Annotated in this window: 14 protein-coding genes; 10 read left to right on the top strand and 4 right to left on the bottom strand. The window is 63.2% G+C overall.

The genetic code is table 11. The features are described from left to right. Positions 1–28: 28 nt before the first annotated feature. Positions 29–259 (bottom strand): hypothetical protein, encoded by a 231-nt coding sequence (locus DQ397_RS10250; RefSeq protein WP_148921537.1) that lies wholly within the window; start codon positions 257–259, stop codon positions 29–31. A 318-nt stretch (positions 260–577) separates the two neighbouring features. Between DQ397_RS10250 and DQ397_RS25000 the strand changes: the two genes are divergently transcribed. Further along, entirely contained in the window at positions 578–667 is a 90-nt protein-coding gene (locus tag DQ397_RS25000) for a hypothetical protein (RefSeq protein WP_372240754.1), read from the top strand. Between the two features lie 167 nt (positions 668–834). Here DQ397_RS25000 and DQ397_RS10240 read toward each other — a convergent pair whose 3' ends face one another. Further along, on the bottom strand, positions 835–2034 hold the full coding sequence (locus DQ397_RS10240) for an amino acid aminotransferase (RefSeq protein WP_043214240.1): 1200 nt from the start codon (positions 2032–2034) through the stop codon (positions 835–837). A 240-nt stretch (positions 2035–2274) separates the two neighbouring features. Beyond that, positions 2275–3300, bottom strand: a complete 1026-nt coding sequence (locus DQ397_RS10235; protein ID WP_043214238.1) for an Ldh family oxidoreductase — start codon at positions 3298–3300, stop codon at positions 2275–2277. A 157-nt stretch (positions 3301–3457) separates the two neighbouring features. Here DQ397_RS10235 and DQ397_RS10230 point away from each other — a divergent pair, with 157 nt between their 5' ends. From DQ397_RS10230 to DQ397_RS10200, 7 genes are all read left to right on the top strand, one after another. Next, positions 3458–4330, top strand: coding sequence for a MurR/RpiR family transcriptional regulator (locus DQ397_RS10230; RefSeq protein WP_043214236.1), 873 nt, complete (start codon positions 3458–3460; stop codon positions 4328–4330). Between the two features lie 26 nt (positions 4331–4356). Continuing rightward, positions 4357–5109 (top strand): transporter substrate-binding domain-containing protein, encoded by a 753-nt coding sequence (locus DQ397_RS10225; RefSeq protein ID WP_043214235.1) that lies wholly within the window; start codon positions 4357–4359, stop codon positions 5107–5109. Positions 5110–5237: 128 nt separating this feature from the next. Next, positions 5238–5957, top strand: coding sequence for an ABC transporter permease (locus DQ397_RS10220; protein WP_043214234.1), 720 nt, complete (start codon positions 5238–5240; stop codon positions 5955–5957). Beyond that, a complete protein-coding gene (locus DQ397_RS10215; RefSeq protein WP_043214233.1) occupies positions 5954–6664 on the top strand; it encodes an ABC transporter permease in 711 nt (236 codons plus the stop codon). The genes DQ397_RS10220 and DQ397_RS10215 overlap by 4 nt, the downstream gene beginning before the upstream one ends. 16 nt (positions 6665–6680) lie before the next feature. Then, positions 6681–7925, top strand: a complete 1245-nt coding sequence (locus DQ397_RS10210; protein WP_043214232.1) for an FAD-binding oxidoreductase — start codon at positions 6681–6683, stop codon at positions 7923–7925. A gap of 24 nt (positions 7926–7949) precedes the next feature. Next, positions 7950–8735, top strand: a complete 786-nt coding sequence (locus tag DQ397_RS10205; RefSeq protein WP_043214230.1) for an amino acid ABC transporter ATP-binding protein — start codon at positions 7950–7952, stop codon at positions 8733–8735. A 505-nt stretch (positions 8736–9240) separates the two neighbouring features. After that, positions 9241–10050 (top strand): gamma-glutamyl-gamma-aminobutyrate hydrolase family protein, encoded by an 810-nt coding sequence (locus DQ397_RS10200; RefSeq protein ID WP_043214227.1) that lies wholly within the window; start codon positions 9241–9243, stop codon positions 10048–10050. Between the two features lie 135 nt (positions 10051–10185). Here the strand turns inward: DQ397_RS10200 and DQ397_RS10195 are convergent, their stop codons facing one another. Then, complete coding sequence (locus tag DQ397_RS10195) at positions 10186–10956, bottom strand: helix-turn-helix domain-containing protein (protein ID WP_043214257.1); 771 nt, start codon at positions 10954–10956, stop codon at positions 10186–10188. Between the two features lie 106 nt (positions 10957–11062). Here DQ397_RS10195 and DQ397_RS10190 point away from each other — a divergent pair, with 106 nt between their 5' ends. Both DQ397_RS10190 and DQ397_RS10185 read left to right on the top strand, forming a co-directional pair. After that, the gene (locus tag DQ397_RS10190) at positions 11063–11878 is read left to right on the top strand and encodes a sulfite exporter TauE/SafE family protein (protein WP_043214225.1); all 816 of its coding nucleotides are present in this window, start codon (positions 11063–11065) and stop codon (positions 11876–11878) included. Positions 11879–11952: 74 nt separating this feature from the next. Then, on the top strand, positions 11953–12282 hold the full coding sequence (locus tag DQ397_RS10185) for a hypothetical protein (protein ID WP_043214223.1): 330 nt from the start codon (positions 11953–11955) through the stop codon (positions 12280–12282). Positions 12283–12384 lie beyond the last annotated feature (102 nt).

Below are 12384 nucleotides of genomic sequence, written 5' to 3'. Positions count from 1 at the left end.
ACGTCCCATTAGTTTCGGACGCGACGTTTCAGCTCAGCAGAGAAAAAATCTGTTGACAGTCCACGGCCCCGGTATCAAGACGTTTGCCCAAAGCGTTAGAAATAACTTGCAAATCACCTTTGAAACATTCGTAGTCTCGACTTCCGACATTGTTCATCAAGCGCTCCACGCCTTGAACCAGTGCCTCGCGATGGCGACAGGCTTGATCATTTTCCAGCTGTATGTCCCAGTACACCTCCGGTGAGTTACGCCATTTCATGATAGGCGCCAGACACCGGAGCGCAACTAGCGAATCTTCCCATTACCTAGCAGGCGACATCCCACACATCGAATTACTAACTAAACATTACGTGCAATAACGCTCAAAATACTTGAAAAGCACTTGCGCCACATTCAATAAAATTCAAAATACTTTTCTAAAAATAGAAAACTTAAAAATCTTCCGCCCCCATGAATTGGAAGCGTGGGCTGCATTGCTAACAACGCAAATTAACCTTATGAGATTGTGCCAACCTGCACTGGGCGCACCGCGATGTGTCGATGGCGGCGGTATCGGGCATCCTATGTTCGCCGGCGTATGGGCTGGCGCGTCCCTTGGTTCTCGTCCAACGGCAGCCGCTTCAACGAGGACTTCGCCGTGAGCATCACCACCGACCGCACCGTGTAGTAAAACGACGAGCCCTATATGAGCAGGAGCAACGAGCGGGAGCTGCCCGGCTGAGTAGGTTCCATCGGAACAACGACGGTGAGGTGAATGAACTAGGGGCCTGACGTGAAGGCCCCTTGTTTCAGGCGAACAGCCTACCGGACACCAAGCAGGTGCCCTTCAGGGTCTCAACCCTGCTGCACAGCCGCAAACGCCTCGGCCACCCGACGCAGGTTAGCCGGACGCAGGCCGGACATGCACACCCGACCACTGTCGATGAGGTAGACGCCGAACTCGTCACGCAGGCGACGCACTTGGGCGACGCTGAAACCGGTGTAGCTGAACATGCCGCGCTGGCGCAGGAAGAATTGGAAGTCCTGGCCCGGCAGCAATTCGCCCAGCAGGTCGACCAGACCCTGGCGCATGTCGAGGATACGCTTGCGCATCACCTCGACCTCAGCCACCCATTGGGCGTTGAGCTCGGCATCGCCCAGCACGCCGGCCACCAGTTGCGCGCCATGGCAGGGCGGGCTGGAGTAGTTGCGGCGCACGGTGGCCTTGAGCTGGCCCAGCACGCTTGCGGTGGTGGCTTCGTCATCGCAGACCACCGACAGCCCCCCTACCCGCTCGCCGTACAGCGAGAAGATCTTGGAGAAGGAGTTGCTGACCAGGCACGGCACGCCGGCACGGGCCATTTCGCGGATCGCGTAGGCGTCTTCCACCAAGCCTTCGCCGAAGCCCTGGTAGGCGATGTCGAGGAACGGAATCAGCTGACGCGCCTTGACCACTTCCACCACTTGCTGCCACTGGTTCTGGTTCAGGTCGACGCCGGTGGGGTTGTGGCAGCACGGGTGCAGCAGGACGATGCTGTTGGGCGCCAGGCCTTGCAGGCACGCCAGCATGCCGGCGAAGTCCACGCCACGGGTGGTCGGGTCGAAGTACGGGTAGGTGTGGACCTTGAAGCCCGCACCTTCGAAGATCGCGCGGTGGTTATCCCAGGTCGGGTTGCTCACCCAGACCTCGGACTGCGGGAAGTAGCGCTTGAGGAAGTCGGCGCCGACTTTCAGGGCGCCGGAGCCGCCGACGGTCTGCACGGTGGCCACGCGCCCGCCGGTCACGGCCGGATGATCGGCACCGAACAGCAGCGCCTGAATCTCCTGGCGATAGCTGCCCAAGCCTTCCATCGGCAGGTACAGCGAGGCTTCGTGGGGCTGGTCGGCCAGGCGCTTTTCCACCTCGCCCACTGCCGCCAGTTGCGGCACCACGCCGGCTTCATCGTAGTACAGGCCGATACTCAGGTTGACCTTGTCGGCACGGGGGTCGGCCTTGAAGGTCTCCATCAGCGAGAGAATCGGGTCGCCGGCATAGGCATCGACATGTTTGAACACAGCGCACAGCTCCTTGGATCAGGACAGTTCGGGAAATGCTGCCCCGAGAATACCCTCAGTGAGGCTGGAGGAACATCACTGATGTGCAAGGTGTTCAATGCAGCCTTGCACGGAGCCCTGGCCCGCACCTTTGACTCGGCATCAGCGCTGCCCGTTTCGCGGGTAAACCCGCTCCCACAGGGGCTTGCGCAAGCCCTGTGAAAGCAGCGGTTGTATCCGCGAAGGCCGGCCCGGGCGCGTTCAGTCCGCCAAAGCCTTGAGCCCCTGTAGCTCCTGCTCGGTCAGCGCCACCCCTTCACGCTGCGCCACCTCGCGCTCACGGTAGCGCCGCTCCCCTGGCATGCGGGTCAGCCCCGCTTCCTGCATGTGATCGACCAGCGCTCGGCTGCGCTGGGCAAAGCGTTGCCCTTCGGCCTTGGTCGGGTCGATGACGATGATCAATTGCCCAGTCCAAGGCGTCTTCGCCCCCGGATGCCCGGACCAGTCGAACTCCCAGGAGAAATGCCCACCGGTCAAGGCCGCTGCCAGCAATTCGACCATCATCGACAGCGCCGAGCCCTTATGCCCGCCAAACGGCAGCAGTGCGCCACCTTCGAGAATCGCCTTGGGGTCGCAGGTCGGCTGCCCCTGGGCATCCACACCCATGCCCGGCGGCAGTTGCTCGCCGGCCCGCGCGGCGATCTGTACATCACCATGGGCCATGGCGCTGGTGGCCATGTCGAAGACGATCGGATCGTGCCCGGCGCAAGGCGCGGCAAAGGCGATCGGGTTGGTGCCAAACAGAGGCTTGCGTGCGCCATGGGGCACCACGCAAGTCATGCTGTTGACCACGCTCAAGGCCACCAGCCCCTCGTCGGCGAACGGTTCCACGTCCGGCCAGAGCGCTGCGAAGTGATGCGAGTTGTGGATCGCCAGTACCGCGATGCCAGCCTTGCGCGCCTTTTCCACCAGCAAAGGCCGCGCTGCGGCCAGGGCCGGCTGGGCGAAACCGCCACCGGCGTCGACCCGCACATAGCCAGGGGCCACATCGCTCACCTGCGGCTCGGCGCGCCCGTTGACCCAGCCACTGGCCAAGGTCGAGACATAACCGGGAATACGAAATACCCCGTGGCTGTGGGCGCCATCGCGCTGGGCGCTGGCGCAGTTGTAAGCCAGCGCCGCGGCGACCGGCTCGGCACAACCATGACGCTGCAGGATGCGTTGCAACAACGCCTGCAGCTCGGCGAAAGGCACGCGCACGACGGGGCTTACGGAAGGTGCGGACATCTGGAGCTCCTGTTCTTGTACTTCTTGGACGTGGAATGGCTACAGCGCAAGCAATGGCAAAACTTATCCCGCGAATGACAGCTATCTGTCAATTGTTGACTTGATGACAGAAAACATCCATTTTCTATCGCAAGCCTCACCCATCCCGGAGTCGACCATGAGCCAACCGATCAAGCAACGCCTCGAGAGCAGCCTGCAAAGCGCCGCAGCCTCGGGCCGCAAGATCGCCAGCTACATGCTCGCCAACCTGCACGAGTTGCCGTTCCAGACGTCGGCCAGCATCGCGACCAAGCTTGGCGTCAGCGAATCCAGTGTCGGGCGTTTCTGTCGCTCCCTGGGTTATGCCCACCTCAAGGCGCTCAAGCAAGACCTGCAGAACGACCTGGGGGACGGCCCTTGGCTAGTGGGAGATCGCCTGCAAGAGTATCGCCAAGGCGAGGACGACAGCGAGAGCTCCGGCAGTCTTGACCTTGAAATCGCTGCATTGGTGCGCGTGCATGAGTACCGCCGCAGCCAGGCCTGGCAACAGGTCGCCCAGCGCCTGGCGAGCAAGCGCCGCGTGTTCATCGCAGGTTTCCAGACCGAGCGCGGCGTGGCCATGTGCATGAGCCATTTGCTGCAATACCTGCGTGATGGCGTACAGCTGGTCGATGGCAGCGCCGGGCATTTCGGCGACGTGCTGCTGGGCCCTGCCCAGGACAGTGCCCTGGTGGTGTTCGAGGCGCGCCGTTACTCCCGCCATGCCCTGCTGCTGTGCAGCAAAGCACGCGAAGCGGGCATTCCGGTCACCCTGGTGACCGACACCTTCTGTGATTGGGCCGATGCCAACGCCGACGAGGTGTTCCGCATCCCCACCGAATTCAACCTCTTCTGGGAGTCCACCTCGGCAATGCTGTCGTGGGTGCACCTGATGGTCAACGAGGTCTGCAGGAAGCTGGGACCTGATGTTGAAAGACGCTTGGAAGCAACTGCCGCTCTACATAACGCATTCGTCGGCTACACCTCGTGGCCAACGGGAAAACAACAATAGCAAGAGTGAAAGTCCAGAGGTGTTAGATGAAAAAGACCCTGTCCGTGGTGGGTGTGTGCGCCCTGTTGCTGACTGGCGCGGCCAGCGCCGAGACCCTGCGCTTCGCGACCGAGGGCGCCTATCCGCCCTTCAACTATGTCGATGCCGATAACAAGCTGCATGGCTTCGACATCGACATCACCAACGCCCTGTGCGCGCAGATGAAAGTCGAATGCACCCTGGTGGCGCAGGACTGGGAAGGCATCATCCCGGCCCTGATGGCCCGCAAATACGATGCTGTGGTCGCCTCGATGATCGACACCGAGGAGCGTCGCAAGAAGATCGCCTTCACCAACCACTACTACCGCACCCCGTTGACCGTCGCCGTGGCCAAGGACAGCCCGATCAAGGACGCCCAGGCCGACTTCAAGGGCTACACCGTCGGGGCCCAGTCGTCCTCCACCCAGGCCATCTACGCCGAAGACGTCTACGCCAAGGCCGGCGCCGACGTGAAGCTCTACCCGACCATGGACGAAGCCAACGCCGACTTGGCCGCCGGCCGCCTGGACGGGGTAATCGCCGACAAGTTCCCGCTGCACGAGTGGATGAACAAGAACGGCCAGGACTGCTGCAAGGTCCTGGGTGACGTCAACGGCACCAAGGCTGACGCCGCCATCGCCGTACGCAAGGACGACGACGCCCTGCGCGAGCGTCTGAACAAGGCGCTGGCCGAAATCGTCGCCAACGGCACCTACCAAAAGATCGCCAGCAAGTACTTCGCCTTCGACATCTACAACTGACCTGACGCCTGCGGGAGCGGGTTTATCTGCGGATACGGCAGTGGACTCACCGACGTATTGGCGGGCAAGCCCGCTCCCACAGGATCGCTGTTGCCTTTCGATATCGATGTCGCTGAGGAGTCTCCTCCATGCTCGATCAACTGTCTTTGCTGTCGTTCGCCAGCGGTGGCTGGGGTCAGGCGCTGCTCGCCGGCGCCCTGGTGACCCTGTCGCTGGCCCTGGCCTGCCTGCCCATCGGTCTGCCCCTGGGCCTGCTCGTGGCCCTCGCCGCGCGCTCGCGCAAGCGCGCTGCACGCGCCTGGGCCACCAGTTTCTCCACGGTGTTTCGCGGCCTGCCGGAGCTGTTGACACTGCTGATCATCTATTACGGCTGCCAGATCGCCGCACAGAAGCTGCTGGCGGCGATGGGCTATGAAGGCGAGGTGCTGATCAACACCTTCCTCGCCGCGATGATCGCGTTCAGCCTGGTGTTCGCCGCGTTTTCCAGCGAAATCTGGCTGGCCGCCTTCAAGACGCTGCCCAAAGGCCAGCTGGAGGCCTGTTCGGCCCTGGGCCTGAGCAAACGCACCGGATTCTTCAAGGTGGTGCTGCCACAACTGACCCGCATCGCCCTGCCTGGGCTGTCGAACAACTGGCTATCCCTGCTCAAGGACACCTCGCTGGTGTCGACCATCTCGCTGGTCGACCTGATGCGCCAGACCAACCTGGCGGTCAGTGTCACCAAGGAACCGATGTTCTTCTATGGCGTCGCCTGCCTGGGCTACCTGCTGTTCTCGGCACTGTCGGGGCGGGTCTTTGCCTTCATCGAACGACGCTGCAACCGTCACCTGCAAGGAGCCCGGGCATGAGCCTCGAACAACTGCTGGCCATGGTGCTCGACCCCGACCTGCTCGAACGCTACGGCGCGCGCTTCATCGACGGCTTGCTGGTGACCGCCAAGCTGGTGGCGATCTCCTTCAGCCTGGGCGCGGTGCTCGGGCTGCTACTGGCGCTGGCGCGCATGTCCCAAAGCCGCGTGCTGCAGCGCCTGTCGGCGGGCTACGTGTACTTCTTCCGCGGCTCGCCCCTGCTCGCGCAGCTGTTCTTGCTGTACTACGGCCTGGGCTCGCTCAAGGGCTTCTGGCAGGACATGGGCCTGTGGTGGTTCTTCCGCGAAGCCTGGTACTGCACGCTGCTGGCCTTCACCTTGAACACCGCCGCCTATCAGGCGGAGATCTTCCGCGGCAGCCTGATGGCCGTGGCCCCCGGCCAATACGAAGCGGCGCGGGCCTTGAGCCTCAAGCGCTCGACCACCTTCTTCAAGGTCATCCTGCCGCAATCGCTACTGGTGGCCATCGGCCCGTTGGGCAACGAACTGATCCTGATGATCAAGGCCAGCGCCATCGCCTCGCTGGTGACCATCTACGACTTGATGGGCGTGACCAAGCTGGCGTTCTCGCGCAGCTTCGACTTCCAGATCTACCTGTGGGCCGCAGTGCTCTACCTGGTGATCGTGGAGATCGTCCGCCGCGCCCTGAAACACCTGGAAGCCCGCCTGGGCCGCCACCTGAACTGACCGAAGGATACGCTCCATGCATTGCCAAACCATCGTTCTGGGCGCCGGTATCGTCGGCGTCAGTACCGCCCTGCACCTTCAGGCCCGAGGCCGCCAGGTCATCCTGATCGACCGCGACGAGCCGGGCAGCGGCACCAGCCATGGCAACGCCGGATTGATCGAACGCTCCAGCGTCATCCCCTACGCGTTTCCTCGCAACCTGGGCGCCTTGCTGCGCTACGGACTTAACCGCCAACCCGACGTGCGCTACAGCTTCCTGCACCTGCCCAAGGCCGCCCCCTGGCTGCTGCGCTATTGGCAGCAGTCCGCGCCGGGCCGCCTGGCCAGTGCCGCCGCCGACATGCTGCCGCTGGTGCAACGCTGCGTCGAAGAGCACGACGCCCTGATCGACGCCGCAGGCCTTGGCGCACTGGTGCAGGCCAAGGGCTGGATCGAGGTCTACCGCGACCCTGCCCTGTTCGCCCAGGCCAAGGCCGACCTGCAGGGCCTTGCCCGCTACAACCTGAAGTACGAGATTCTCGAACGCGACCAACTGCAAGCCCGGGAGCATCAGCTCGAGGGTGATGTGATTGGCGGCATTCACTGGCTGGACCCGAAGACCGTCAACAACCCCGGCGGCCTGACGCGCGGCTATGCCGCCCTGTTCATCCAGCGCGGCGGGCAGTTCATCCATGGCGATGCCCGCAGCCTGCGTCAGGTCGGCACCCAGTGGCAGGTGAACAGCCGCCGCGGCCCGGTCATTGCCGACGAGGTGGTGGCCTGCCTGGGTCCGCAGTCGGCCGACCTGTTCGAGCCCCTGGGCTATCGCTTCCCGCTGGCGATCAAGCGCGGTTATCACATGCACTACAGCACCCGGGACGGCGCCGAACTGGCCCACGCGGTCTGCGACACCCAAGGTGGCTACGTTCTGGCTCCGATGGCGCGTGGCGTACGCCTGACCACCGGGATCGAGTTCGCCGCCCACGATGCCCCCGGCAACGAGATCCAGCTGGGGCGCTGCGAAGCCCTGGCCCGCAAGCTGTTCCCGGCCTTGGGCGAGCGCCTGGACGACCGTCCGTGGCTCGGCCGGCGCCCCTGCCTGCCGGACATGCGTCCGGTGATTGGCCCGGCGCCACGGCATAAGAACCTGTGGTTCAACTTCGGCCATGCCCACCACGGCCTGACCCTGGGCCCGGTCACTGGCCGCCTGCTGGCCGAACTGGTCACAGGCCAGGCGCCTTTCACCGACCCGTCGCCTTACAGCGCCGCACGCTTCGACTAAACATCCACGCGGGAGAACAACAAGATGACCGCCGCCTCTCTGAGCCTTGCCAGTGTCACCCCCGAACCCGACGCGCGCCCAGTGCTGATCCGCATCGAGGGCCTGAACAAGCACTACGGCGCCTTCCATGTGCTGCACGACATCAACCTGCAGGTCCGCGAAGGCGAGCGCATCGTACTCTGCGGTCCCTCAGGCTCGGGCAAGTCGACTTTGATTCGCTGCATCAACCGTCTGGAGATCGCCGAACAGGGCAGCATCCACGTAGCCGGCACGGACCTGGCCGCCACCAGCCGCCAGGCCGCCCAGGTGCGCAGCGAGATCGGCATGGTGTTCCAGCACTTCAATCTGTTCCCGCACATGAGCGTGCTGGACAACTGCCTGCTCGCCCCCACCAGCGTACGCGGTCTGTCGCGCAAGGACGCCGAGGAACGGGCGCGCATGTACCTGAGCAAGGTCGGCATCGAGAGCCAGGCGCACAAGTACCCCAGCCAGCTGTCCGGCGGCCAGCAGCAGCGGGTGGCCATCGCACGGGCGCTGTGCATGAAGCCGCGCATCATGCTGTTCGACGAACCCACCTCGGCGCTGGACCCGGAGATGGTCGCCGAAGTGCTGGATGTGCTGGTGCAACTGGCCGGGACCGGCATGACCATGCTCTGCGTCACCCATGAAATGGGCTTCGCCCGTCAGGTGGCCGAGCGCGTACTGTTCCTGGAAGGCGGGCAGATCATCGAGGACAGCCCACCGGAGGTGTTCTTCAACCACCCGAAAACCCAGCGGGCACAAGCGTTCCTCAAACAAATCCTGCACTAGCGCGCATCAGCGCTCCCTCTCTGGATAAGCACCGCCCCTGTGGGAGCGGGTTCACCCGCCAATGCGATAGTGAATGCACCGTCGTATTCGTGGGTAAACCTGCTCCCACCGCGTTTTTGGCGTCCGGATGGAGCTGGCTGGTTTTTAGTGAGATGGGAACGGGAAGGCCCCCTCGTGCGGGTATTGCAAACCACCAAACCCCTGTACCCGCCGGCACTCATTGCACCCATGCAAAGACCCAACTGCATCGTTAAATATTATTGACCTAACCCCCCGCCAAACCCTTGTCACCGCAGGGCTCCAAGCCCTCAACCCCCCGAAAAACGGCGCCTTCACCCCTCGCCACTCGTTTGACATATCGAACGGCTCTGGCAAGCTATGAACAAGCCCCGACCGGAATCGCCTGCCAGGCGAGCCGGCAGTGCTCGGGGTTTCAGGACGTACTCAAGGCCGAGCCCGTGCGCCTGCACAACAACGACAGGATGAACCTGTCCCAAGGTGACATATGTCCAACAGCAACATTGGCAACAAGCAACCCTCCCTGCGCAAACCCGTCGTCCTGATGACCATGGGCAGCCAAGAGCGCAAAGGCCATGACTATCAGGTCATGACCCACAAATACATCACTCCGCTGGTCGAATTCGCCGGTTGCGTCCCGGTCCTCGTGCCCACCTGCTGTGGCGTCGAAGACCTCGAGACCTACCTGGACATGGCCGACGGCGTCTACCTGACCGGCGCGGGCAGCAACATCGACCCGGCCCTCTACGGCCAGGAAAACCAGACCCCGGGCAAGGCCCAGGACAAAGATCGCGACCTGTTCGACATTCCTTTGGTGAAAATGGCCATCGCCCGTGGCCTGCCGATCTTCGGTATCTGCCGTGGGATGCAGGAAATCAACGTGGCCCTGGGCGGTGACATCTACCAGAAGGTCTACGCCGAGCCAGGCTTCAACGATCACCGGGAGAATCCGGAAGATCCGGTCGAGGTCCAGTACCAGGCCGTGCACAGCGTCAAGGTCCAACCAGGCAGCTGGCTGCGCGAGAAGCTCGGCACCGACGAGATCCGCGTTAACTCCCTGCATGGTCAAGGCCTGAACAAGCTGGGCAAAGGCATCGAGCCGATCGCCCACGCTGAAGACGGCCTGGTCGAAGCGATCCACGCCCCGAGCATCTCGCCGTTCCTGTTCGCCGTGCAGTGGCACCCGGAATGGCAAGCCGCGAAGAACCCTGACTCGATCAAGATCTTCGAAGCCTTCGGCGACGCCTGCCGCACCCAGGTGCGCAAATCCCAGGGCAAGCGCAACCAGGCTGCCTGATTCTTCTTCGTTAGTTTTGATCGCGGGGCGGCGCAATGTCGCCCCCGCTTCCCCGGTCACCCTCTGCTGGTCCCAGAACACTTCCCGTGGAAGCGGGCGGCTGGCTTGTGCCTGTCTCCGCGATCGTTTTTTGCCTCACACCGCCGTGTGCCGTAGTGCCGACGGTGCCTCCCCCATCATCCGTCTATACATGCTGGAAAACGCACTCGGGCTCTCGTAGCCCAAATCCAGCGCCACCCGTGTCACCGACTCCCCCGCCGCCAGACGCGTCACCGCCGCCATCAGGCATGCCTGCTGTCGCCACTGGGCGAACGACAACCCCGTGAGCGTTCGAAAGCGCCGGGTGAAGGTACGAAGGCTCCAATTGAGCCGATGCGCCCAATCCTGTGGCGTGACGCGGATATCCGGTTGAGCCAGAAACGCCAGGCACAACTGCGCAACGCGTGGCTCCTGCGGAATCGGCGCAAACAGTGGCAATGGCCGGGCACGGCTCAGTTCAGCAAGCATCAAGGCGACCAGCAAGCCATCGCGCCCCTGGGCGTCGTACAACGCCGGGACATCGGCACTGGCCAGCAGCAGTTCGTGGAGCAAGGGGCTGACCAGCAAGGCCTCGCATTGCTCACCCGGCCTGGGCACCGCTTCGGGTTCGATGTAGAGGCTGCGTGTGCTGACACCCCGCATACGCACCTGATGGCGCTTACCGGGCGGTATCCAGACGCCGTTGTAGGGCGGAACCACCCAGGCGCCGTCATCGGTGAGCACATCCATCAAACCGCTCATACCGTAGAGAAACTGCGCCCGTCGATGGCTGTGCGCCGCCAGCAGCGTGCCAGGCGGGTAGTCGGTGCCGATGGCAAGCACGGGGCGGGGCGTTGCGTCCATGGTGTGCAAAGGAATGTTGCGCATGCCGATCGCCTTGGCCGAAAAACAACGATTATTGGCCAACGCGCGTAAGCCGGCCAGGCCGAGGCCCATTATCGTGCAGCCTTCAATCCGCTCTGGAGGGCGTTGCATGTTCTACGCGTTGCTCGTCGCGTTCGGCCTGTGCGCAGGCGTCACCACGTTGTTGTTCGGCTTTGGCGGCGGGTTCTTCGCGGTGCCCTTGCTCTATGCGCTGCTGCTGGCCAGTCATGAGGCGGGCTCCGTGGTCAGTCAGCATGCGATGCAGATCGCCGTAGCCACTTCCGCCGCGGTGATGATCGTCAGCAGTGCCCTGGCCAGCTGGCGTCATCATCGCGCCGGGAGCCTGGACTGGGCACTGGTGCGCCTGCTGGTGCCGGGCATCGGTCTTGGCGCCCTGCTCGGCGCCATCGCCGCGCTCTGGCTGGACAGCGACTGGCTGCGCTGGCTGTTCGTCGCCTACGTGCTGGCAAGCCTGCTCGATGGCTGGTTTCGCCCAGGCTTCGTCGCGAAGACCCGCTCGCAGCGCCCCCCGTTGGGCCCAGGGCACTCGACCCTGATCGGCGTGCCGATTGGTGCGCTGGCGGCGTTGTTGGGTGTTGGTGGCAGCGTCATGACCGTACCGTTGATGCGCCGACGCGGCGCGAGCATGCTGACCGCCACGGCCATGGCCAATCCGCTGTCGTTGCCCATGGCATTGGTGGCCACGCTGACCTACGCCCTGTTGCCTCAGGCGCAACTGACGCTGGGGGTGGGCTATCTGGGCCTGGTCAATCTGTATGCCGCGACAGCCTTGGTGGCGGGCGCCTGGCTGGGGATGGCACTGGCTGCACCGTTGGTCGGACGCATCAACGATACGCTCCATGCCCGCGCCTACCTGCTATTGCTGGGCGGCGTGTTGCTGACGATGCTCCTGGTGCGCAGCTGACGGCAAATTGCTGGCCCCCAGCCCTGAGAAGTGAAGGCAAACTCCCTTTTCCTTCATAAGCTTAGGACAGCATCATGCGGGTATTTCTAGCAACGATCGCCGGCTGTGTGATGGCCACGGCCGCCTTCGCAGCCCAAGCCAAGGCCCTGAACCAGAACGATCGTCAGGTATGCCACTGGGGTTCGCAAATCGCCGCCGATGCGCAGCAGGCCAAGCTTTCCGGCGTCACGCTGTATGCCACGCGTAAGAAGTTGCAGACGCGCAAATTCCCCAAGCCCTGGATGCGCATGACCGCCTTCGGCATCACCGAGCAGACCTACAACAGCCAGTCCCGGCTCAAGCCCGCAGCGATCAGGCAGACGTACTACGAGCAATGCGTACAGCATGCGATTGCAAAACGTTAATACGTTATATATCAGCAGGTTATGCGAATAATTTAACGTCTTTGTTTACATATATAGGGACTGAGCAGACTTGAGATCGAGGCGCAGTCCCTGTGGGAGCGG

The organism is Pseudomonas sp. CK-NBRI-02, from assembly GCF_008124495.1.
GTDB lineage: Bacteria > Pseudomonadota > Gammaproteobacteria > Pseudomonadales > Pseudomonadaceae > Aquipseudomonas > Aquipseudomonas guariconensis.
The sequence above is the reverse complement of the archived record's forward strand: the minus strand, read 5'-3'. Positions and strand labels throughout refer to the sequence as shown.